The organism is Burkholderia sp. COPS, assembly GCF_019425585.1.
Taxonomy (GTDB): Bacteria; Pseudomonadota; Gammaproteobacteria; order Burkholderiales; family Burkholderiaceae; genus Burkholderia; species Burkholderia cepacia.
On the sequence record NZ_WIXR01000017.1, the window covers coordinates 26,813 to 48,525 of the forward strand.

Sequence of the window (21,713 nt, forward strand, 5' to 3'; positions counted from 1 at the left end):
GGAGAGCCACGATGACTTCGAGCCGTAACCCGTCCGGCCTGGTGCTGCCCGAGCAGCGCGTGGTGGCCGTCGACGACCTGTCGGTCACGTTCCGCCGCGAAGGCGCGACGTTCGACGCGGTGCGCAACGTGTCGTTTCACGTCGATCGCGGCGAGACGCTCGCGATCGTCGGCGAATCGGGCTCGGGCAAGTCGGTCACGTCGCTCGCGCTGATGCGGCTCGTCGAACACGGCGGCGGCGCGATCACGAACGGCCGGATCGCGTTCCGCCGGCGCGGCGGCGCGCTCGTCGATCTTGCGCAGGCAAGCGGTGCGACGATGCGCGGCATTCGCGGCGCGGACATCGCGATGATCTTCCAGGAGCCGATGACGTCGCTGAACCCGGTGTTTACGGTCGGCGACCAGATCAGCGAGGCGATCGCGCTGCATCAGTCGAAGAGTGCATCGGAAGCGCGCGCGGAGACGCTGCGGCTGCTCGAACTCGTGCGCATTCCGGAGGCGCGCCGCGTGTTCGCGCGTTATCCGCACCAGTTGTCGGGCGGGATGCGGCAGCGCGTGATGATCGCGATGGCGCTGTCGTGCCGGCCCGCGCTGCTGATCGCCGACGAGCCGACGACCGCGCTCGACGTGACGATCCAGGCGCAGATCCTGCAGCTGGTGCGCGGGTTGCAGGACGAAATGAACATGGGCGTGATCTTCATCACGCACGACATGGGCGTGGTGGCCGAAGTGGCCGACCGCGTGCTCGTGATGTATCGCGGCGAGAAGGTCGAGGAGGGCGAGTCGGATCGCATCTTCGCGGCGCCCGCGCATCGCTACACGCGTGCGTTGCTCGCGGCCGTGCCGAAGCTCGGCTCGATGCAGGGCACCGACGCGCCCGAGAAATTCTCGCTGCTGAAGGTGGAGGGCGCAAACACGGCAGCACCGGCGGCATCGCCGGTGCCCGCATCGGCGCCCGCACGGGCGGCGAACGACGACGCGCAGCCGGGCTTCGATCGATCCGCGTCGCCGATCCTGCGCGTGCGCGATCTCGTGACGCGCTTCCCGGTGAAGAGCGGCGTGTTCGGCCGCGTATCGCAATACGTGCATGCGGTCGAGCGTGTGAGCTTCGAGTTGCGCGCGGGCGAGACGCTCGCGCTGGTCGGCGAATCGGGCTGCGGCAAGTCGACCACCGGCCGCTCGCTGCTGCGCCTCGTCGAATCGCAGAGCGGCTCGATCGAGTTCGACGGCCGCGACATCAGCGCGCTGAAAGGCCCCGACCTGCAGGCGCTGCGCCGGAACATCCAGTTCATCTTCCAGGACCCGTTCGCGTCGCTGAACCCGCGCCTGACCGTCGGTTTCTCGATCATGGAGCCGCTGCTCGTGCACGGTGTCGCGAGCGGCCGCGACGCGCAGGCGCGGGTCGACTGGCTGCTCGACAAGGTCGGCCTGCCGCCCGAGGCCGCGCGTCGTTATCCGCATGAATTCTCGGGCGGCCAGCGCCAGCGGATCGCGATCGCGCGTGCGCTCGCGCTGAACCCGAAGGTCGTGATCGCCGACGAATCGGTGTCGGCGCTCGACGTGTCGGTGCAGGCGCAGATCGTCAACCTGATGCTCGACCTGCAGCGCGAACTCGGCGTCGCGTACCTGTTCATCTCGCACGACATGGCCGTCGTCGAGCGCATCAGCCATCGCGTCGCGGTGATGTATCTCGGCCAGATCGTCGAGATCGGCCCGCGCCGCGCGGTGTTCGAGGCGCCGCAGCATCCGTACACGAAAAAGCTGATGAGCGCGGTGCCGGTGGCCGACCCCGCGCGCCGGCACGCCCCGCGTCAGCTCGCGGCGGACGAAATCCCGAGCCCGATCCGCGCGGCCGGCGACGAGCCGGTCGTCGCGCCGCTCGTCGCGGTCGGCCCCGATCACTACGTCGCGACGCACCGCGTCGGCGGCGCGTACTGAACGCGCGCAGGTTGCCATGGACCGCAGCTGCGCACGAGCGAGGCAACGACGCATTTTCCCCGAGCGGGCGCCGTCCCGCCGCGACTCTCACCACGCGTTATCGAATCACCCACAGGAGCCCAGCAAGATGAACAAGCCGTATTCGTTCCCGATGTTCCGTCCACGCGCACTGCTCGCAGCGGGTGCCGGCGCGCTCGCGCTGTCGGCCGCGGTGCCCGCGTTCGCGCAGCAGACCGCGGTGATGGCGGTGGATTCGACGTTCACGACGATGGACCCGTACGACGCGAACGACACGGTGTCGCAGGCCGTCGTCAAGTCGTTCTACCAGGGGCTGTTCGGCTTCGACAAGGACATGAAGCTCGTCAACGTGCTGGCAACCGGCTACGACGCGAGCCCGGATGCGAAGACCTACACGATCAAGCTGCGCCAGGGCGTGAAGTTCCACGACGGCACCGATTTCAACGCGGCGGCCGTGAAGGCGAACTTCGACCGCGTGACCGATCCCGCGAACCACCTGAAGCGCTACAACATGTTCCGCGTGATCGAGAAGACCGAAGTGGTCGATCCGTACACGGTGAAGATCACGCTGCGCGAGCCGTTCTCCGCGCTGATCAACACGCTCGCGCACCCGTCGGCCGTGATGATCTCGCCGGCCGCACTGAAGAAGTGGGGCCGCGACATCGCGCTGCATCCGGTCGGCACGGGGCCGTTCGAGTTCGTCGAATGGAAGCAGACCGACGACCTGAAGGTGAAGAAGTTCGCCGGCTACTGGAAGAAGGGTTACCCGAAGATCGACGCGATCGACTGGAAGCCGGTGGTCGACAACAACACGCGCGCGGCGCTGATCAAGACGGGCGAGGCCGATTTCGCGTTCCGCATTCCGTTCGAGCAGGCTGCCGACCTGAAGGGCAACCCGAAGGTCGACGTCGTGGAGCGGCCGTCGATCGTGCAGCGCTACGTGTCGCTGAACCTGCAGCAGAAACCGTTCGACAACCCGAAGGTGCGCCAGGCGCTGAACTACGCGGTGAACAAGGAAGCGCTCGCGAAGGTCGCGTTCGCCGGTTTCGCGACGCCGTCCACCGGCGTGGTGCCGCAGGGCGTCGACTACGCGACGAAGCCGGGCCCGTGGCCGTACGACCCGGCGAAGGCGCGCGCGCTGCTGAAGGAGGCCGGTTACCCGAACGGCTTCGAGACGACGCTGTGGTCCGCCTATAACAACTCGACGTCGCAGAAGGCGATCCAGTTCGTGCAGCAGCAGCTCGCGCAGGTCGGCGTGAAGGTGCAGGTGCAGGCGCTGGAAGCCGGCGAGCGCGTCGCGAAGGTCGAGAGCGCGCCGGATCCGGCGAAGGCGCCGGTGCGGATGTACTACATCGGCTGGTCGTCGTCGACCGGCGAGGCGAACTGGGCGATCACGCCGCTGCTCGCCGGCGCGTCGGCGCCGCCGAAGCTCCTGAATACCGCGTACTACAAGAACGACACGGTCGACGGCGATCTCTCGAAGGCACTGGAGACGGTCGACCGCTCGAAGAAGGCCGAGCTCTACGCCGATGCGCAGAAGCAGATCTGGGCCGATGCGCCGTGGATCTTCCTCGTGCAGGAGAAGATCGTGTATGCGCGCAGCAAGCGGCTTCAGGGTGCGTACGTGATGCCGGACGGCTCGTTCAACTTCGACGAAATCTCGCTGAAATGACAGTGGTGATGACGGCGGTTCGTCCGCCACGCGGTGCCGGCGGCGCAAGCCGCCGGCACGCTGATTCGATCGGTGCCCCATGCTGAATTTTCTCGTCAAACGCCTGTTCGGCCTGCTGCCCACGCTCGCGATCGTCGCGGTGCTGGTGTTCCTGTTCGTCCACCTGCTGCCGGGCGACCCGGCGCGGCTCGCGGCCGGGCCCGAAGCCGACGACGCGACGGTCGCGCTGGTGCGCACCGATCTCGGCCTCGACCAGCCGCTGCCCGCGCAGTTCGTGAACTTCTTCGTGAAGATCGCGCACGGCGATTTCGGCCTGTCGACCCGCAGCAAGCGGCCGGTATCGACCGAGATCGGCGAGCGCTTCATGCCGACGCTGATGCTGACGCTCGTCAGCATGGCGTGGGCGACGGCCTTCGGCATGGCGATCGGCATCGCGTCGGCGGTGTGGCGCAACCGCTGGCCGGACCGCCTCGGCATGACGCTCGCGGTGTCGGGCATCTCGTTTCCCGCGTTCGCGCTCGGCATGCTGCTGATGGAAATTTTCTCGGTGAAGCTCGGCTGGCTGCCCGTCGTGCCGGACGGTTCGTGGCGGAGCTACGTGCTGCCGTCGCTGACGCTCGGTGCCGCGGTCGCGGCCGTGATGGCGCGCTTCACGCGTGCGTCGTTCGTCGAGGTGCTGAACGAGGATTTCGTGCGCACCGCGCGCGCGAAAGGCGTGCATGAGCCGATGGTGGTGCTCAAGCACTGCCTGCGCAACGCGATGATCCCGGTCGTCACGATGATGGGGCTGCAGTTCGGCTTCCTGCTCGGCGGCTCGATCGTCGTCGAGGTCGTGTTCAACTGGCCGGGGCTCGGGCGCCTGCTCGTCGATGCCGTGACGATGCGCGACTACCCCGTGATCCAGGCGATCGTGTTGCTGTTTTCGCTCGAATTCATCCTGATCAACCTGACCGTCGACGTGCTGTACGCGGTCATCAACCCGACCATCCGGTTCAAGTGAGGCGCGCATGAACGCGACTGTCCAGACCGCGGCGCCGGCCGCACCCACCGCGATCCGCACGCCGTGGCGCGAATTCTGGCGCAAGTTCCGCAAGCAGACCGTCGCGCTCGTCGCGGGCGGCTTCGTGCTGGCGCTCGTCGTGCTGGCGTTGGTCGGCCCGCACGTCGTGCCGTTCGATCCGGAGAACTATTTCGACTACGACGCACTGAACGCGGGGCCGTCGGCCGTGCACTGGTTCGGCGTCGATTCGCTCGGCCGCGACATCTTCAGTCGGATCATCACGGGCACGCGCATCTCGCTCGCGGCCGGCTTCTTCTCCGTCGCGCTCGGCGCGGTGATCGGCACGTTCTTCGGGCTGCTCGCCGGCTACTACGAAGGCTGGTGGGACCGCATCACGATGCGCGTGGCCGACGTGCTGTTCGCGTTCCCGGGCATCCTGCTCGCGATCGGCGTGGTCGCGATCCTCGGCAACGGGATGGTCAACGTGATCTGCGCGGTCGCGATCTTCAGCATCCCGGCGTTCGCGCGGCTCGTGCGCGGCAACACGCTGATGCTCAAGCACATGACCTATGTCGAGGCCGCGCGCAGCATCGGCGCGTCGGACTGGACGATCATCATGCGGCACATCCTGCCGGGCACCGTGTCGTCGGTCGTCGTCTACTTCACGATGCGGATCGGCACGTCGATCATCACCGCCGCGAGCCTGTCGTTCCTCGGGCTCGGCGCGCAGCCGCCGACGCCGGAGTGGGGCGCGATGCTCAACGAGGCGCGCGCGGACATGGTGACGGCGCCGCACATCGCGATCTTCCCGAGCCTCGCGATCTTCCTGACCGTGCTCGCGTTCAACCTGCTCGGCGACGGGCTGCGCGACGCGCTCGATCCGAAGCTGGAGCGCCGCTGATGCGCATCGCACCGATGTGGACGGCAGCGCTGCCGGCCGGGCCGCGCGGCACGATCGCGGACGTGCCGGGCGTGACGGTCGGCCATTGCACGCTCGATGCCGGCAACGTGCAGACGGGCGTGACCGTCGTGAAGCCGCATCCGGGCGACGTGTACCGCAGCAAGGTGCCGGCCGGGGCCGCCGTGATCAACGGCTTCGGCAAGAGCGTCGGGCTCGTGCAGGTCGACGAGCTCGGCACGCTCGAGACGCCGATCGCGCTGACCAATACGTTCGGCGTCGGCGCGCTCGCGCACGCGCAGATCCGCGCGGCGATCGCGGCGAATCCGCAGATCGGCCGCGACTGGCCGACCGTCAACCCGCTCGTGTTCGAGTGCAACGACGGTTATCTGAACGATATCCAGGCGTTCGCGGTCACGGCCGCGCATTACGACGACGCGTGCCGCGCGGCGTCGCGTGACGTCGCGCGCGGCGCGGTGGGGGCCGGGCGCGGGATGTCATGCTTCGACCTGAAGGGCGGGATCGGTTCGGCGTCGCGCGTTGCGGTCGCGGCCGGCCGGCCCTATACGGTCGGCGCGCTCGTGCTCGCGAATTTCGGCCGGCTGCCGATGCTGACGCTCGGCGGCGTGCCGCTCGGGCGCATCGTCGCGCAACGGCGCGCGGCCGAGGCCGCGCACGCGGCACCACCCGAGCAGGGCTCGATCATCCTGTTGCTGGCCACCGATGCGCCGCTCGACGCGCGGCAACTGGCGCGGCTCGCGCGCCGTGCGGGCGCGGGGCTGGCCCGCACGGGTTCGGTCTACGGGCACGGCAGCGGCGACATCGCGCTCGCCTTCTCCACCGCCTACACGATCGCGCACGACGCGTCGACCATCGCGCTGCCGGCCCTCGTCGCCGATGCGGCGCTCGATCCGCTGTTCATGGCGGCCGCCGAAAGCGTCGAGCACGCCATCGCCGATGCGTTGCTGCAGGCCGTGACGGTGGCCGGGCGCGACGGTCACGTGCGGCAATCGCTGCGCGACGCGGTGCCCGATCTCGATCGCCTGTTCAACGAAGGCCACGAAGGACGTCTTATCCAGTCATGAAGATCCTGATTTCGACCGACATCGAAGGCGTCGCCGGCGTGTTCGCCACCGAGCAGACGCGTGCCGGCAATCCGGAATACGAACGCGCGCGGCGCTGGATGACCGCCGAGGCGAATGCGGCGATCGAAGGCGCGTTCATGGGCGGTGCGCAGGCCGTGTGGGTCAACGATTCGCACGGCGGTTTCCGCAACCTGCTGCCCGACGGGCTCGATGCGCGTGCGCGTGTCGTGCTCGGCAAGCCGCGCACGCTCGGGATGATGGCGGGCCTCGAACAGCAGCCCGACCTCGTGTTCATGATCGGCTATCACGCGAAATCGCAGACGCGCGGCATCCTCGCGCACACGATCAACAGCTTCGCGTTCACGCAGGTGTGGCTGAACGGCGTCGAGCTCGGCGAAGCCGGGCTGTACGGCGCGCTGGCCCGCGAATACGGCGCGCACGTCGCGCTGGTCACCGGCGACGACGTGTTCGCGGAAGAAACGCAGCCGCTGTTTCCGGATGCGCATGTCGAGACGGTCAAGACGGCCGGCGGCGCATCGAGCGGCGATACGCTCACGCCCGCCGCGTCGTGTGCGCGGATCGCAGCCGCTGCGCGCGCGGCGGTCGCGCAGGCACTGTCGGCAGGCGTGCGCGCCGGTGCCCGCCGCCCCGCGCCGGCCGCCTGCACGTTGCGCGTGCAGACGGCGGCGCTGGCCGACCTGTTCTGCGTGCTGCCGTCGCTGGAGCGCGTCGATGCGGTGACGCTGCGCTTCGACGGGCCTTCGGTCGAGCACGTGGTGCGCACGTTGAACAGCCTGTCTGCGATGTCGTTCATGCTGCGGTGATGCGTGCTGCGGCGATGTCGCCGGCGTGCGACTGGTCAATGGGCGGCTGCAGGGCCCGCTGTCACGGCAAGCAGGAACGTTTCCATGGCCGCGACCAACGCGAGCGGTGTCTCGTTCATCGGATAGTGGCCCGCATTGCGCAACACGTCGACGGTGGCGAGCGGGTAACGCCGCAGGTAAGTGCGGGCCATCAGCGCCGCGTCGAACGCCGGATCGTGCTCGCCGATCAGCACTTTCACCGGATGGGTGCCGGCGATCTCGTGGCTGAAATCCGTATCGGCCCACGCGCGGAAGTACGCGCCGAACGCCGGCGGCGACGAACGGGCTGCCGAATACGCGGCTTTCCACGCGACCCAGGCGGCGGGCAGCCGGCCGCCGGTGCTGCGATCGATGATGGTCCGGCGATCGGCGACGTGGTCGGCGGCCCGCTCGAATAGCGCGCGTTTCTCCGCGTCGAACGGCAGGCCGCCGCAAGGCACGGGCGTGACCGGCACGAGCGCGCGGACCCGGTCGGGCGCGATGACGGCGATTTTCTCGGCCGCCATCGCACCCATCGAGTGGCCGACGACGCTGAAGGTCGGGAATTCGAGTGCGTCGGCAAGCGCGAGCGCGTCGGCGGCGATCTCGTCGATCGTGTAGTCGCCGGCTGTGTCGCGCATGCGGCCGTAACCTCGGTAGTCCATGAACACATAGCTGAAACGCTCACGCGACAACCACGCTTCGACGGGTTCGAACGCGTGGGCGTCGCCGAACCAGCCGGGCAGTACAAGAACAGGGTGGGGGCCGTCCCCCACGCGATGAAACGTATTCGGCATGTCCGCTCCGATGCAGTGGTAATCCGGCCGATCAGGCCGACGGGTCTTGCGGCCGCGAGGTCGCGCAAGGGGTGGAGCGGATCGTAGATCGCGCGAAGGAGACCCGCCTTCGATATCGGGTCATTGATGATGGAATTCGGGCCGTGAGAAATACGCTGCTAGATCCCTACGAACACATTCCGCGAAGCGTGGTCGTGACCGCGAACGACTACGCGGCGGGTACGACGTTTCCGGAACACGCGCACGTGCGCGGGCAATTCGCGTTCGCGTCGCGCGGCACGATCAGCGTGTCGACGCCGCACGGGCGCTGGCTGGTGCCGCCGCAGCGCGCGTGCTGGGTGCCGGCCGGCGTGCGGCACGAAATGACGATGACCGGGCCGGTCACGATGCTCAACACGTTCGTGTCCGGCGACGCCGCGCTCGAGGCGGGCCTGCCCGAGCAATGCGGCGTCTATGGCGTATCGGCGCTGCTGCGGCAACTGATCGACGATGCGATCGACCTGCCGGCCCTGTACGACGTCGACGGGCGCGCGGGCAAGCTGATGGCGCTGCTGGTCGCGGAAATCGCGACGATGCCGCGCCTGTCGCTGCATGCGCCGCTGCCGGCCGACGCGAGGCTGGCGAAGGTGTGCCGGCACCTGCTCGCGTCGCCGTCGATCGCGGCCGATCTCGACCAGGTGGCCGCCGATGCCGGCGTGAGCCGGCGCACGTTCACGCGGCAGTTTCGCGCGCAGACGGGCGTGAGTTTTGCCGCATGGCGCCAGCAGGTGTGCATGCTCGCGGCGATCGCCCGCCTGAGCGACGGGCAGCCGGTCACGCGCGTCGCGCTCGATCTCGGGTACGCGAGCGCCAGCGCGTTCACGTCGGCGTTTCGCCGCATTCTGGGCGATACGCCGAGCCGTTATCTGGAGATTCGGCGCTGACCGGAAGGCATCCGCGGCACCACGCCGATGTGCCGGTCTCCGAAAAAAATACGCGTCTGCCAACTTCGGTCAGACGCGCTTAAAGGCACCCGGTCAGAAAAAATGCGCGCATGGCCCGGTGGGCCGATGTCGCGCATGGCATGCGTAATTATTGCCGATCCTGATTTAATTCCGTTTGAGTGTTGCGGATAACGCAGCATACGCCGCATAACGCGCAAACGATATCCTGCCGGGGCGACGATTCATGTGCAGTCGCAGCATGCGTTTCAACCGCGCGTTCGATACGGGGGCGGCAGCCGCTGACGCCGGGCATCGATGCCCGTGGCCGGGCGCGCTGCGCCGCATCATCGAATGATGGCGCCTGAACACGAAAAACGCCGCGTGGCGCGATGCCTGTCGGTATCGCGCCGCGCGGCGTTGCGGTAGCGGGCGAAGCCGGCGTGCGCCGGCCCGCGTCACACGTCGAAGAACACCGTTTCGTCGGGCCCCTGCATGCGGATGTCGAAGCGGTAGACGACCGGGCGGCCCGGTTGCGCGTCGCGTTTCGCGACGAGCGTCGCGCGACGCTCGGCGGGCACCGCGTTCAGCACTGGGTCGGCTGCGTTCGCGGCGGCTTCGTCGTCGAAATACACGCGCGTGAACGCATGGGTGAGGATCCCGCGCATCATCACGGTCACGTTGATGTGCGGCGCCTCGCCGGCGGTGAGGCGGCCCGGCTTCACCGTCTCGACGACGAAGCGCTGCTGCGCATCGGTGCCGGTGCCGACCCGCGCGAAGCCCGTGAAGCCGGATTTCGCGATGTCGTCGCGCGACGCGGGGTAGCGGCCCGCGCTGTCCACCTGCGTGAATTCGAGCACCGCGTCGCCAACGACGTTGCCGTCGCCGTCGAACACCTGGCCGACCAGCAGCACGTGCTCGCCTTCGGCGTGTGCCGCGGCGATCGTCGGCGTGAACAGGCTTTTCAGGTCGTAGCCGTATTGCTGCGGGCACAGGCCGTATGCGAAGTACGGGCCGACCGTCTGCGAAGGGGTTTGCTTCAGCGTCGTCATGGTTCAGCGCTCCATCGGGGTAGCGTCGCGGCCGCGCAGCACGATGTCGAATTCGTAGCCGAGCGCATAGCCTTCTTCGGTGATGTCCATCGAGAAGCGCGAGATCAGGCGGTCGCGCGCGGCCTCGGGCGTGCCCTGGAAGATCGGGTCGTACGCGAGCAGCGGGTCGCCGGGGAAGTACATCTGCGTGACGAGACGCGAGCCGAAGTAATCGCCGAACAGCGAGAAATGGATGTGATTCGGGCGCCACGCGTTCGGATGGTTGCCCCACGGATATGCGCCGGGCTTGATCGTCAGGAAGCGGTAGCGGCCTTCGTTGTCGGTCAGGCAGCGGCCCGCGCCGAGGAAGTTCGGGTCGAGCGGTGCATCGTGCTGGTCGACCTTGTGCACGTAGCGGCCGGCGGCGTTCGCCTGCCACACCTCGACGAGCGTGTTGCGCACGGGCTTGCCGCCTTCGTCGAGCACGCGGCCCGTGACGACCATGCGCTCACCGAGCGGCTCGCCGTTCTTCACGGCGTTCTTCGTCAGGTCGTGGTCGAGCGCGCCGAGATCCTCGGCGCCGTAGACGGGCGCGTACTGGTCGCGCAGTTTCTCCTTCAGCGGGATCAGCGGGCGGGTCGGGCCGCGCTTCACGGACGAACGGTACTCGGGGTGGATATAGGCCGGATGCGACGGCCAGTCGCGCGGCGTGAGGATCGTGGGGGAATCCATCGGGCGTCTCCTGATAGGTACTTCGCGAAGTGGATGGCAGGACTTTAGCCAATCCGGAAAGTTATGCAAAATGACCTTTTTTCGCGAATCGCATAACCGTTCGTTATGTTCGGCGCGCCAATGAAAATTCCGCCGGACAGGATGCCTGTCCGGCGGAAAAAGCGATCGGGCTTCGCGTCGTCGGTGACGACCCCGTGCACGGCCCTCCAGCCAGCCCGTCGCTGATTTTTGTGTTTTCGTTCTTGTTGTTATCCGGTCTCCCTGAGCGCGCCCTTCATGACTGACGGCCGGGATCGAACACGATCCCGTCGAATTCGAGTGACAGCGTGCCGCCGCGCAGCAGTGCCGCCGGTGTCGCGTCCCGGTCGGCGCCGAGCACGTCGCTCACGTAGTCCGCGCAGAACGCGCGCCGCGTCCGCAGGTTGAAGCGGTTGCGGAGCAGCGCGTCGATCCGCTGTTCCGCCGTTGCATGCACCCGGCGTTGCGCGTCGGCGGTCGGTGCCGCGACGCGGCGTGCCAGCGCGATGCGCCCGCCGTCGGTACGGGCGACGAAGCGCGACAGCGGCGTGAGCTTCGTCCACGCAAACCCGGATTCGGCGATCACGGGCTCGTCGCCCGACGTATCGACGACGATGCCGAAGCGATTGGCCCACGTGCCCGTCGTGCCCGCCGCGTCGCGCGGCGCGCTCGCCGGCACGCGGATGAACACGAGATCCCCGACGTGCGCGCTGGCGGCCAGCGTGCGGATCGTGGCGAGCGGCATCGTGCGATCCGTGTCGCGTGCATCACGCGGGGCGGTGTGGCGCGATTCGTAGGCGGCGGTTTCGGTTCGGGTGGTCATTTCGGCTCCGTCGTTCAGTGACAGCACGGAGCGGATTATGCAGACAAGTATCCGAAAGTGTTCATTTGCGTGCGCAGGTAGCCTAATATCTGACCTTGAGCATCATTTTTCGATACCAAAATGACCGAAACCGCCCAACTCATCGACATGCTGAAGCGCCAGTTGAAGGCGCAGGGCATGACCTACCGCGACGTCGCGCGGGCGCTCGACGTCTCCGAGACGAGCGTGAAGCGGCTGTTCGCCAGCGGCCGCTTCACGCTGGAGCGTGTCGTGGAGATCGCCCAGTTGCTCGGCTATACGCTTGCCGAGCTCGTGCAGGAGGCCTCCGCGTCGGCGCCGAGGCTGCGTGTGCTGACCGAGCAGCAGGAGGCGCTGCTCGTGTCGGACGACAAACTGCTGCTCGTTGCCGTCTGCGCGATCAACTACTGGACCGTGCAGGACATCGTGTCGACCTATCAGGTGACCCAGGCCGAGTGCGTGAAATACCTGCTGATGCTCGACCGGATGAACGTCGTCGCGCTGCTGCCCGGCGACCGGATTCGCGTACGCGTCGCGCGCGATTTCGACTGGCTGCCCGGCGGGCCGATCCGCCGTTATTTCCATGCGTACGCGCTCGGCGATTTCCTCGACAGCCGCTTCGACGGCGAGGGCGAGACGATGACGTTCTCGCAGGGGATGCTGACGGAGGCCGCCGCCGCGGAGCTCGAACTGGAGTTGCGCCGGCTGCGCAGCAAGGCGGCCGCGCTGCATGCGGAATCGTCGTCCGCCCCGCTCGCGCAGAAGCACGGGACGAGCTTGCTGATCGCGAAGCGGATGTGGGAGCCGGCCGGTTTCCAGGCTCTGCGGCGTCGCGCGTGATGCGTCGTCGAACGCTTGGGGCGATCCGGAAAGTTATGCAAAATGGCGTTTCATCGTCAATCGCATAACCACTCGTTATGAATAACCGTATCGCCGACGGCCGCGTCAAGTTCCGGCACCTGCAGTGCTTTCTCGCGGTCGCGCAGTTGGGCGGCGTGCAGAAGGCGGCGGAAAGCCTGTCGATCACGCAGCCGGCCGTCTCGAAGACGATCGCCGAACTGGAGGCGATCCTCGGCGTGAAGCTGTTCGAGCGCGGCCGGCAGGGCGCGCAGCCGACCCGCGAGGCGCAGCTGTTCATGCCACATGCGAACGCGTGCGTGCTGGCGCTGCGGCAGGGGGTCGGGCTGCTTGCGCGCGAGGGCGGAGCCGCCGCGGCGACGCTGGAAATCGGCATGCTGCCGACCGTCGCGGCGTCGCTCGCGCCTGCGTTGATGAAGGCGCTCGCCGAGCGCTGGCCGCGCGTCGTCGTGCGGATCGCGACGGCCGCGAACGCCGACCTGCTCGAGCGCCTGAAGTCGGGCGCGATCGAGTGCGCGATCGGGCGGCTGTCGGAGCCGGAGCGGATGATCGGGCTCGCGTTCGAGCAGCTGTACAACGAGCCGCTCGTCGCCGTCGTGCGTGCCGGGCATCCGCTGCTGTCAAGCGCGGCGCCGGCGGCCGAGCTCGCACGCCATCCGGTCGTGCTGCCGCCGTTCGGCACGCTGATCCGCCAGTCGGCCGAGCAGTTGCTCGGCGCCTGCGGCGCGCCGCCGCTGGATTCGTTCATCGAGGTGCTGTCGGTATCGGTCGCGCGCGCGCTGACGCTCGAAAACGATGCGGTCTGGTTCGTGCCGCTCTATGCGGCCGAATACGACCTGTCGGCCGGGGCGCTGGCACGCCTGCCGCTGCCGTCCGCGGGCACCGACGAGCCGGTCGGCCTCATCCTACGCACCGATGCGCAGCCGTCGCCGGTCGCGCGGACGCTGATCGATGCCGTGCGCGACATCGCGCGGTCGCGGTTCGGCGATGCGCGAGCGCACCAGTCGCCACGCGCGACGCGCAAGCGGGCTCGGCGCGACGAATAACCCGGGGCGGATCGCGCGGCAAGCGCGGATCGACCGTCCCCGGCTATCGAATTGGCCGTCCGGCCAGTAGCCGTCCTGGTCGTGCTTGGCATATCGTACCGATTTTGGTACGATTGGTGTCAAGACGATGACGAGACAGCAGATCCAGGTCACGCTCGGCGTGCGGTTCTTTCAGACGGCTCGTGGCAACGAGCCGGTGCGCGAATGGTTGAAGGCGCTCGGGCAAGCGGAGCGCAGGGTGATCGGCGAAGAGATCAAGACCGTTCAACTCGGCTGGCCGCTCGGCATGCCGCTGGTCCGGAAGATGGCACCGGATCTGTGGGAGATCCGCGTGGCGCTGCCGGGGCGGAGCGCCCGTGTGCTGTTTACGGTCGTCGGCGACACGATGGTCCTGCTGCACGGTTTCTTCAAGCAGTCGCGGGCCACGCCGTCGGACGATCTCGATGTCACCGTCGCGCGTCTCAAAGCGTTGACGCATGCCATCTGAATTTCCCGGTTGCGCCGGAACGCACCGTCTTCGACGGGCAGGCAGCCGGCAACGCCATGCACTGGAGTACCTCATGACGACCACGAACCATCCGCATATCGGCAGCGATTTCGATACCTTCCTCGAGGAGGACGGCAATCTCGAAGCGGCCACCGCCACCGCGATCAAGCGCGTGATCGCGTGGCAGATCGGGCAGGAAATGAAGGCGCAGCACATCACGAAAACCGCGATGGCCGCGCGGATGAAAACCAGCCGCGCCGCGCTCAACCGTCTGCTCGACGAAACCGACACGAGCCTCACGCTGGCGACGCTCGCGAGCGCGGCCGCCGCGCTCGGCAAGCGCCTCAGCTTCGCGCTGGTGCCGGCCTGACGAGCATGAAACGGCGGCATATGGCCGGGTTCGCGACCGATGCGCACGGCGCAGTGGCCGGCGCTCCGGCCAGCGGGTCGGCCATGATTCGCCGGCGTGTCGCCGCAAGCCGGCGAATGTCGGCACGCGCGCAACTGCCGGGTTACCGGCGCGGCCCGGTCACCCGCAGATAAAGCAGCGCACCGCCCGCGAGCAGCAGCGGGCACAGGATGGCCCAGCCCGTCGTCAGGAACAGCCCGGCAACCGCGACCAGCGAAACCCACGCACAGTGGTAAGCGATGCCGCCGCGCGGCAGCAACTTCAGCGCGGCGGCCGCACCGAGCCCATACACCATCACGAAACACCCGGACGTCACGAGCACGAGCGGTTTCGGTCCGACGTCCGAGATCGCCGTCGCGGCCAGCGCGACGGCCGCGAGCACGGCGATCACGCCGAGGCTGCGGCGCGGGACGCCGCCGACCTGGCTGCCTTGCGCGAGCCACGCGGGTAATGCACCGTCGCGCCCGAGCGCCGCGCCGAGCTTGGCCGCACCCGCGAAATACGCGTTCATCGTGCCGAGCGTGAGCAGCAGCGCGGCTGCAGCGGCGAGCACCTGTGCGTGACCGCCGATGCCGCCTGCGATCAGTTCGGCGAGCGGCGCGCCCGATGCGCCCGCGGAAGGCCCGAGCACCGTCACGCTCGCGGCGGCGACCGACAGATACAGGAACCCGACCACCACGACGGCGATCCCTGCGGAGCGCGGCATGTCGTGTGCGGGCCGTTGGAACTCGGCCGCGAGGTGCGTGATTGCTTCCCAGCCCGCGAAACTCCACACGAGCAACGCGGCGGCCTGGCCGACCGCGAGCCAGCCGTGCGGGGCGAACGGATGCAGGTTCGCCGTGCGGGCATGCGGCGCGGAGGCGAGCACCGCCGCGAGCAGCAGCGTGACGAGCAACGCCGACAACACGAGCTGCATGCGGCCTGAAACGGTGACACCGAATGCATTCGCGGCCGATACGGTCGCGATCAGCGCGGCAGCCGTGACGACGACCGTCGTGTGCCCGCCGCCCGTGACGGCCGCGACGTACGCGCCGCCAAACATCGCGGCAGCCGGCGCGCCGGCCGGCACCGCGAAGTAGAAGCACCATCCGACGACCGCCGCGGCTTTCGGTCCGAATGCGCGCCGGGCGTAGGTCGAGACCCCGCCTGCATCGGGATAGCGCGCGCCGAGTGCGGCGAAGGTGGCCGCGAGCGGCCCGGACAACACGACCAGCGCGGCCCACGCGAGCAGGGATGCCGGGCCCGCGACCTCGGCGGCCAGCGCGGGCAGCGCGATCACGCCGGTGCCGAGCACCGCGCCGATATAGAGCGCGGCGCCCTGGAAAATGGTCAGCGAGCCCGCGTGATGAGCGGCGGGCGAGTCGGCGTGCGAGGGCATGGACAGCAGTCTCCGTAAATCTTGTTGTGCTGGAGCGCGGGCACCCGCGCGGAAAGTCGTTCGATGCTACCCGAAGGCAGGCGGTCGCGCGGCCCCGCGATCAGTAGTCGGTGTGGTGCCGCGTGTCAGCCGATGTCAGTGGCGTCGCGCGAGCCGCAGGCGCGCATCCTCGCGCGCGGCGGGCGACAGTTCGGGGGCGTAGTGGAACGCCCCGGAAACCAGCGAGGCGACGGGCACGCCGTCACGGAACAGCACGCGATTTCCAGCGAGGGCCGGCACCTTGTCGCCGGGCAGCAGCGTGCCGGCAAGATTCAGCGGATCGGCGCCCGTCACGCAAACGTACTGTCCGTCGCCCGGTTGCCGCCGCAGTTCGCGCAGGACCGGGATCGCTTCAGGCAGCGCGAACTGTTCGCCCGCGAGCCCGGCGACGAAGCGTCCGCCGCGAATCTCGCCGCGCGCTTCGAGGCGTTGCAGCACGCGCACGAGCTCGCGCCAGTTCGGCAGCCAGTCGGCTTCGCGTTCGAGCAACCGCCAGAACACGACGCCATAGCGGCGCAGCAGCGTCCAGACGATGTGTTCGAGTGCGTCGGGATCGGTCGCGGGCGCACCGCGCTTCGGTGCCGGCGTTGGCGTGTCAGCCGGTGCCGAAGCGCGTTGCATGAGCGCCCAGCGGCCGGCGTCGTCCATTCCGCCGATCAGCGCACCGCCGCGCCGCGTGCGCGGCGCATAGGTCGCGCTGCGCTTGACGGCAGGCTTCAGCAGTGCGCGGAGGCCCGCGTAGCTGTCCGCATTCACGAGGCCGGCCGAAACGAGTTCGCCGAGCGCCTGCTCGAGTTCGACGGGCAGCATGTGCAGGTCGTCGAGCAGCGCATCGAAGAACATCGCGCCATGCGCGGCGAGGGTGTCGCGCACCTGCGTGGCCCGTGCGGACAGCGCCGGTTGTGCGTCGGGATCGCGCAGCGCCTGCCACGCGGAGAGATGGCGGCGCGGCAGCAGCACGATCGGTGTCGTCTTCACCGGCGTGCCGGCCGCACGTGCCGGCGCGCCGATGCGCGTCCACACGAGCTTGCCCGAGCGGCACAGCTCGTCGAGCCCGCCCGCCGTGTAGTCGCTGAGCCGCGCGGGCAGCAGTGCGTCTTCCCATGCGCTTGCCGCGGCCTCGAAGCCTTCGAGTTGTTCGACCACGGCCGCGAGGGCATCGCGGCCCGTGCCGCGCGTGTCGGGTGTCAGGTGTTGCCAGTGGAACAGGAAGCGCATGAAGTCGGCGCGCTCCACCGGCTCGATTTCGCGGCGCAGCCGTTTCACCGTGTAGCGATGAATGCGCGCAAGCAGATGGCGTTCGCACCATTCGTCGGTCGTCGTGCCCGGTGTGAACCGGCCGCGCATCACATAACCTTCGCGCTCCAGCGCCGCGAGCGCCGTCGCGACCGACGCCGGCGGCAGGCCGAGCGGTGTCGCAATCGCGTCGAGTGCAAGCGGGCCGAAACCGGTGAGCCGCGCGCGGATCACGTCGACGAGTGCGGCATCCGCTTCCCACGGTTGCGCGCAGGCAGCCGGCACCTTGAGCGCCGGCGCGATGCGGGCATCGGGATGCAGCGCACGCAGGCACACGAGCCGTTCGACCGGCACCCACAGCGCGACGCCGCCGGGCGTCACGAGTTTCGTCGCGCGGCGGCGTTCGGCGAGTTCCGCGAGCCGCTCGGGCCAGCCTTCGTGCGCGTGCGCTTCGCTGTCGGCGATGCATGCGAGCGTGAGCAGCGCGTCGTGCATTTCGTCGGCGTCGCGCACGAGCGGCCAGGCTTCGTCGCGCACCGCATCGATCGCGTCGGCGTCGAGCGCGCCGAGATCGTCGGCCGATTCGGGATCGCTCCAGCGGCGCGACTGCACGGCCTGCGTGCGGCGCTCTTCCAGCGGTGCGTCGTCGAGGAACGCATACGGTTTCGCGTTCAGGATCTCGGCCGCGAGCGGCGACGGCGCGGGCAGGTCGCGCGCGATCAGCTCGATCGCACCGCTCTCGATCCGGCGCAGCAGCGCGAGCCAGCCATCGGTGTCCATCGCGTCGTGCAGGCAGTCGTCGAGCGTCTGGTCGACGAGCGGGTGATGCGGTATCTCGCGTTCGCCGACGATGTTCTCGAGGCACGCGACCTGATCGGGAAACACGGTTGCGAGCAGATCCTCGCTCTTCATCCGCTGCAGTTGCGGCGCGGTGCGCTTGCCGCCGGTGAAGCGCGGCAGCGCGAGCGCCGTCGTCGCGTTCCAGCGCCAGCGCACGCCGAACATCGGCGCGTCGAGGAGTGCCTGAACGAGGACGTGTTCGGCGCTGGCCGAACGCAGGTAACGCCACACTTCGTCGAGCGCGAAGCTGTGCGCGAGCGACAGCGACAGGATGATCGCGTCGTCGGTCGCGGCCGCCTGCAGCTCGAAGTTGAAACTGCGGCAGAAGCGCTTGCGCAGTGCGAGCCCCCAGGCGCGGTTGATGCGGCTGCCGAACGGCGAATGGATCACGAGCTGCGTGCCGCCCGATTCGTCGAAGAAGCGCTCCATCACGAGCGTGTCCTGCGTCGGCAGCGCGCCGAGCGCGGCGCGGGTGCGGGCGAGGTAGTCGACGATCTGGCGGGCGGCGTCGGGCGACAGGCGGAGATCGTCGACGAGCCAGCGCAACGCCGGCGCGAGGCGGCTTTCGGTGGTGGGAGCGACAACGGTGTCGTGCCGCACGTCGAGCGAGGCATCGGTATCGGCCTTGATCCCGGCCTTCGATTTCGCCTTCGCGCCCGCTTTGGCGTCGGTCCTCGGCGTGAGCTTCCCGCCAGTCCCAGTCCCTTCACCGACGCGTTCACGGGTCTTGCCATGTGCGAGCCGGTCGCCTTCCGCGAACAGCCCGTCGAGCCGCGCGCGCAGCCGGCCGACCGCCGCCGACAGCTCGTCGCTGCGCCCCGGCGCCTCGCCGAGCCAGAACGGAATGCTCGGCGACTGGCCCTGCGCGTCCTCGACACGCACGCGGCCCGTTTCCACGCGAATGATCCGGTACGACTGGTTGCCGAGCTGGAACACGTCGCCCGCGAGGCTCTCGATCGCGAAATCCTCGTTGACCGTGCCGACCTGGATGCCCTGCGGTTCGAGCAGCACCGCGTAGTCGGCCATGTCGGGGATCGTGCCGCCCGACGTGGTCGCGGTCATCATCGCGTTGCGGCGCCCGCGCACGGTGCCGCCGACCACGTCGCGGTGCAAATACGCGCCGCGCACGCCGCGACGGCTCGTGAACCCCTCGGCGAGCATCTTCATCACTTCGTCGAAGCGCTCGCGCGTTAGCCGAGCGTACGGCGCGGCGCGCGTGAAGCTCGCGTACAGCGCGTCTTCCTGCCATTCCGTGCACGCGACTTCGGCGACGATCTGCTGCGCGAGCACGTCGAGCGGCGCTTCGGGAATCCGCAGCGCATCGAGTTCGCCGCGCTGCACGCAGTCGAGCAGCGCCGCGCATTCGACCAGCTCGTCGCGCGACAGCGGAAAGAGCCGCCCCTTCGGCACGCCGCCGACATGGTGCCCCGAGCGGCCGACGCGTTGCAGGAACGGCGCGATGCCGCGCGGCGAGCCGACCTGGCAGACGAGATCGACGTCCCCGATGTCGATGCCGAGTTCGAGCGACGCGGTCGCGACGAGCAGCTTCAGTTCGCCGCGCTTCAGGCGTTGTTCGGCGTCGAAGCGGTGCTCCTTCGCGAGACTGCCGTGATGCGCGGCGATTGCATCCTTGCCGAGCCGGTCGGCGAGATGGCGAGCCATGCGCTCCGCGGTGCGGCGCGTGTTGACGAACACCAGCGTCGTGCGATGCGCGGCCGCGAGGCCGGCGATGCGGTCGTACACCTGTTCCCACACGTCGGTCGCCATCACCGGTTCGAGCGGCACGTTCGGCAGTTCGAGCGCGAGGTCGCGCTCGCGTGTGTGGCCCGTGTCGACGATCGTGCAATCGCGCGGCGCGTCGGCCGCGCCGCCGACGAGGAACCGCGCGACCGCGTCGATCGGTTTTTGCGTGGCGGAGAGCCCGATACGCGGCAGCGCACGGCCGGCCAGCGCGTCAAGACGTTCGAGCGACAGCGCGAGATGGCTGCCGCGCTTGGACGATGCGAGCGCGTGGATCTCGTCGACGATGACCGAGCGCACGTTCGACAGCATCTGCCGCCCCGACGTGGACGACAGCAGCACGTACAGCGACTCGGGTGTCGTGACGAGGATGTGCGGCGCGCGCTTGCGCAGCGCGGCGCGCTCGGCCTGCGTCGTGTCGCCGGTGCGCACGGCGGTGCGGATCGCCGGCACCGGCAGGCCGAGTTGCGCGAGCGATTCGGCGATGCCGGCGAGCGGCGCGTCGAGGTTCACGTGGATGTCGTTCGACAGCGCCTTCAGCGGCGACACGTACACGACGAGCGTCGCGTCGGGCAGTGTGCCGTCATGCGCGAGCGCATCGCGCACCAGATCGTCGAGCGCGCACAGGAACGCGGTGAGCGTCTTGCCGGAGCCGGTGGGCGCGGCGACGAGCGTCGAACGGCCGGCCTTGATGTGCGGCCACGCGAGCGCCTGCGCGCCGGTGGGCGCGGCGAACGTGCGCCGGAACCACGCGGCGACGGCCGGGTGGAACACGTCGAGCGCACGGGCGGCAGGGCGGGTAGCGGTGACGTCCATCGGAGCGTTGAAATAGGGTGCAAGCAGGGCGCAAAGCGTGCGCAAGGCGCGCACGAATCGAATCGTCAGTGTGCCAGACGTCGCGCGTGCGTGCCGGAGGCGCGTGTCGGCGCTCCGGACTCAAATGGGGGCCTGCACCGTACTTTCAATGGACGGAAAGTTGCGTGTGCGTCGGTGTATCGATAGCACGCCGAATCGCGTCGAATTGCGCCGAATTGCAACTAGACGCGATGCAGCCAGCCGAGCCAGTGTTCGAGCAGCGGCGCACGCGAGCACAACGACTGCGCGAGCCACAGCGTGCCGCCCCATGCGGCGCCCACGACGATCAGGTCGCAACGCCCGCTGTTCCACAGGTTGAGCGAATGACGCCGCCAGATCCACGGTACGCCGAGCGGGTTCGGCCAGTCGGCAAGCAGGTGCATCACGCCGCCGCATGCGAAGCCGAACAGCGGTGCGGCCCACAGCGGATGCGGATGATGGATGAGCCCGTGCCAGCCGAGCGCGAGCAGCGCGATCCAGCCGATGCCCCAGTGCGTGATGGTTCGATGCGTGACCCACAGGCGGCGCTTGCGGCGCCACCATGCGACTTCGAGCCAGTCGGGGGCGGTACCGCCCGCGACGCCCGCCGCGAATGCGGCGAACATGCCCGAATGCCACGGGCCCGTGGCGCCGGTTTGTGCGACGAGGGCGGCGGCGGCGACACCGGCCGCGAAGCCGGACGCATGATGCGCGTTGTGTGATGCCATAGGAAGCGAGACGAAGAAACGTGAGGCGGCGCGTGTACGAACCGATGATGCGGTGCGAAAGCGGGGCGCTATCTTCGCAGATCGGATCGTGCAGCGGGACGGTCGTTTGCAGATTTTTTTTCACGTGTCACGGGGCCTGTCGCGCAGTTCGCAACTTTCGGTTTTGTGCGCTGCGTGAAGACGTGAACCGGTGCGAACTGCGGCTGTGCGCCCGGTGCAAATTCGACCTGTCCGCATCCGTGTCGAGAAGCGGCGACATGACGAGGCGCGCACAGCGAATGCGCTTTCATCGCATGTCACGTGTTCGACCCTTTTTGTCCCCCTATA

General features: G+C 68.7%; 18 protein-coding genes. 11 read left to right on the top strand and 7 right to left on the bottom strand.

Annotation, left to right across the window (positions count from 1 at the left end):
* Positions 1 to 11: 11 nt before the first annotated feature.
* The 6 genes from FOZ70_RS16640 to FOZ70_RS16665 all read left to right on the top strand — a co-directional run bounded on the left by FOZ70_RS16640 (position 12) and on the right by FOZ70_RS16665 (position 7,434).
* Positions 12 to 1,937: a dipeptide ABC transporter ATP-binding protein gene (locus FOZ70_RS16640; protein ID WP_219706276.1), complete on the top strand. Its 1,926-nt coding sequence runs from the start codon at positions 12 to 14 to the stop codon at positions 1,935 to 1,937.
* A gap of 127 nt (positions 1,938 to 2,064) precedes the next feature.
* Entirely contained in the window at positions 2,065 to 3,627 is a 1,563-nt protein-coding gene (gsiB, locus tag FOZ70_RS16645) for a glutathione ABC transporter substrate-binding protein GsiB (protein ID WP_048021797.1), read from the top strand.
* 79 nt (positions 3,628 to 3,706) lie between these two features.
* Positions 3,707 to 4,627, top strand: a complete 921-nt coding sequence (gene gsiC / locus FOZ70_RS16650; protein WP_042972832.1) for a glutathione ABC transporter permease GsiC — start codon at positions 3,707 to 3,709, stop codon at positions 4,625 to 4,627.
* A 7-nt stretch (positions 4,628 to 4,634) separates the two neighbouring features.
* Positions 4,635 to 5,528: a glutathione ABC transporter permease GsiD gene (gsiD, locus tag FOZ70_RS16655; protein WP_059485070.1), complete on the top strand. Its 894-nt coding sequence runs from the start codon at positions 4,635 to 4,637 to the stop codon at positions 5,526 to 5,528.
* The gene (locus tag FOZ70_RS16660; RefSeq protein ID WP_059650925.1) at positions 5,528 to 6,610 is read left to right on the top strand and encodes a P1 family peptidase; all 1,083 of its coding nucleotides are present in this window, start codon (positions 5,528 to 5,530) and stop codon (positions 6,608 to 6,610) included. The genes gsiD and FOZ70_RS16660 overlap by 1 nt, the downstream gene beginning before the upstream one ends.
* Positions 6,607 to 7,434, top strand: a complete 828-nt coding sequence (locus FOZ70_RS16665) for a M55 family metallopeptidase (RefSeq protein WP_219706277.1) — start codon at positions 6,607 to 6,609, stop codon at positions 7,432 to 7,434. The genes FOZ70_RS16660 and FOZ70_RS16665 overlap by 4 nt, the downstream gene beginning before the upstream one ends.
* A 35-nt stretch (positions 7,435 to 7,469) precedes the next feature.
* On the opposite strand, the gene FOZ70_RS16670 is transcribed toward FOZ70_RS16665, so the two are convergent.
* On the bottom strand, positions 7,470 to 8,249 hold the full coding sequence (locus FOZ70_RS16670) for an alpha/beta hydrolase (RefSeq protein WP_219706278.1): 780 nt from the start codon (positions 8,247 to 8,249) through the stop codon (positions 7,470 to 7,472).
* Positions 8,250 to 8,392: 143 nt separating this feature from the next.
* On the opposite strand from FOZ70_RS16670, the gene FOZ70_RS16675 reads away from it, so the two are divergent.
* Positions 8,393 to 9,172, top strand: a complete 780-nt coding sequence (locus tag FOZ70_RS16675) for a helix-turn-helix transcriptional regulator (RefSeq protein WP_027791368.1) — start codon at positions 8,393 to 8,395, stop codon at positions 9,170 to 9,172.
* Positions 9,173 to 9,627: 455 nt separating this feature from the next.
* On the opposite strand, the gene pcaG is transcribed toward FOZ70_RS16675, so the two are convergent.
* The 3 genes from pcaG to FOZ70_RS16690 form a co-directional block, all read right to left on the bottom strand.
* Positions 9,628 to 10,221 (bottom strand): protocatechuate 3,4-dioxygenase subunit alpha, encoded by a 594-nt coding sequence (gene pcaG / locus FOZ70_RS16680; protein WP_021159511.1) that lies wholly within the window; start codon positions 10,219 to 10,221, stop codon positions 9,628 to 9,630.
* 3 nt (positions 10,222 to 10,224) lie between these two features.
* Positions 10,225 to 10,932: a protocatechuate 3,4-dioxygenase subunit beta gene (gene pcaH, locus FOZ70_RS16685; protein ID WP_021159510.1), complete on the bottom strand. Its 708-nt coding sequence runs from the start codon at positions 10,930 to 10,932 to the stop codon at positions 10,225 to 10,227.
* 274 nt (positions 10,933 to 11,206) lie between these two features.
* Complete coding sequence (locus tag FOZ70_RS16690) at positions 11,207 to 11,773, bottom strand: YiiX/YebB-like N1pC/P60 family cysteine hydrolase (protein WP_059650920.1); 567 nt, start codon at positions 11,771 to 11,773, stop codon at positions 11,207 to 11,209.
* A gap of 120 nt (positions 11,774 to 11,893) precedes the next feature.
* Here FOZ70_RS16690 and FOZ70_RS16695 point away from each other — a divergent pair, with 120 nt between their 5' ends.
* From FOZ70_RS16695 to FOZ70_RS16710, 4 genes are all read left to right on the top strand, one after another.
* A complete protein-coding gene (locus FOZ70_RS16695; RefSeq protein WP_219706279.1) occupies positions 11,894 to 12,631 on the top strand; it encodes a helix-turn-helix transcriptional regulator in 738 nt (245 codons plus the stop codon).
* Positions 12,632 to 12,708: 77 nt separating this feature from the next.
* Positions 12,709 to 13,695: a pca operon transcription factor PcaQ gene (gene pcaQ, locus FOZ70_RS16700; RefSeq protein WP_021159506.1), complete on the top strand. Its 987-nt coding sequence runs from the start codon at positions 12,709 to 12,711 to the stop codon at positions 13,693 to 13,695.
* 127 nt (positions 13,696 to 13,822) lie between these two features.
* Positions 13,823 to 14,182, top strand: coding sequence for a type II toxin-antitoxin system RelE/ParE family toxin (locus tag FOZ70_RS16705; protein ID WP_048021937.1), 360 nt, complete (start codon positions 13,823 to 13,825; stop codon positions 14,180 to 14,182).
* 73 nt (positions 14,183 to 14,255) lie between these two features.
* A complete protein-coding gene (locus tag FOZ70_RS16710; RefSeq protein WP_042975052.1) occupies positions 14,256 to 14,552 on the top strand; it encodes an XRE family transcriptional regulator in 297 nt (98 codons plus the stop codon).
* A gap of 142 nt (positions 14,553 to 14,694) precedes the next feature.
* Here FOZ70_RS16710 and FOZ70_RS16715 read toward each other — a convergent pair whose 3' ends face one another.
* The 3 genes from FOZ70_RS16715 to FOZ70_RS16725 all read right to left on the bottom strand — a co-directional run bounded on the left by FOZ70_RS16715 (position 14,695) and on the right by FOZ70_RS16725 (position 21,386).
* Positions 14,695 to 15,969: an amino acid permease gene (locus FOZ70_RS16715; protein ID WP_219706280.1), complete on the bottom strand. Its 1,275-nt coding sequence runs from the start codon at positions 15,967 to 15,969 to the stop codon at positions 14,695 to 14,697.
* A 135-nt stretch (positions 15,970 to 16,104) separates the two neighbouring features.
* Positions 16,105 to 20,640: a DEAD/DEAH box helicase gene (locus FOZ70_RS16720; RefSeq protein WP_219706281.1), complete on the bottom strand. Its 4,536-nt coding sequence runs from the start codon at positions 20,638 to 20,640 to the stop codon at positions 16,105 to 16,107.
* Between the two features lie 221 nt (positions 20,641 to 20,861).
* On the bottom strand, positions 20,862 to 21,386 hold the full coding sequence (locus FOZ70_RS16725) for a metal-dependent hydrolase (protein ID WP_021159502.1): 525 nt from the start codon (positions 21,384 to 21,386) through the stop codon (positions 20,862 to 20,864).
* Positions 21,387 to 21,713: the final 327 nt, after the last annotated feature.

Bases quoted from the DNA above. Each gene is read 5' to 3' on its own strand.
- gsiB (WP_048021797.1), top strand. From the start codon at position 2,065: ATGAACAAGCCGTATTCGTTCCCGATGTTCCGTCCACGCGCACTGCTC.
- FOZ70_RS16725 (WP_021159502.1), bottom strand. From the start codon at position 21,386: ATGGCATCACACAACGCGCATCATGCGTCCGGCTTCGCGGCCGGTGTC.
- FOZ70_RS16640 (WP_219706276.1), top strand. From the start codon at position 12: ATGACTTCGAGCCGTAACCCGTCCGGCCTGGTGCTGCCCGAGCAGCGC.
- pcaG (WP_021159511.1), bottom strand. From the start codon at position 10,221: ATGACGACGCTGAAGCAAACCCCTTCGCAGACGGTCGGCCCGTACTTC.
- FOZ70_RS16705 (WP_048021937.1), top strand. From the start codon at position 13,823: ATGACGAGACAGCAGATCCAGGTCACGCTCGGCGTGCGGTTCTTTCAG.
- FOZ70_RS16695 (WP_219706279.1), top strand. From the start codon at position 11,894: ATGACCGAAACCGCCCAACTCATCGACATGCTGAAGCGCCAGTTGAAG.
- FOZ70_RS16670 (WP_219706278.1), bottom strand. From the start codon at position 8,249: ATGCCGAATACGTTTCATCGCGTGGGGGACGGCCCCCACCCTGTTCTT.
- pcaH (WP_021159510.1), bottom strand. From the start codon at position 10,932: ATGGATTCCCCCACGATCCTCACGCCGCGCGACTGGCCGTCGCATCCG.
- FOZ70_RS16665 (WP_219706277.1), top strand. From the start codon at position 6,607: ATGAAGATCCTGATTTCGACCGACATCGAAGGCGTCGCCGGCGTGTTC.
- gsiD (WP_059485070.1), top strand. From the start codon at position 4,635: ATGAACGCGACTGTCCAGACCGCGGCGCCGGCCGCACCCACCGCGATC.
- gsiC (WP_042972832.1), top strand. From the start codon at position 3,707: ATGCTGAATTTTCTCGTCAAACGCCTGTTCGGCCTGCTGCCCACGCTC.
- FOZ70_RS16715 (WP_219706280.1), bottom strand. From the start codon at position 15,969: ATGCCCTCGCACGCCGACTCGCCCGCCGCTCATCACGCGGGCTCGCTG.
- FOZ70_RS16710 (WP_042975052.1), top strand. From the start codon at position 14,256: ATGACGACCACGAACCATCCGCATATCGGCAGCGATTTCGATACCTTC.
- FOZ70_RS16660 (WP_059650925.1), top strand. From the start codon at position 5,528: ATGCGCATCGCACCGATGTGGACGGCAGCGCTGCCGGCCGGGCCGCGC.
- pcaQ (WP_021159506.1), top strand. From the start codon at position 12,709: ATGAATAACCGTATCGCCGACGGCCGCGTCAAGTTCCGGCACCTGCAG.
- FOZ70_RS16690 (WP_059650920.1), bottom strand. From the start codon at position 11,773: ATGACCACCCGAACCGAAACCGCCGCCTACGAATCGCGCCACACCGCC.
- FOZ70_RS16720 (WP_219706281.1), bottom strand. From the start codon at position 20,640: ATGGACGTCACCGCTACCCGCCCTGCCGCCCGTGCGCTCGACGTGTTC.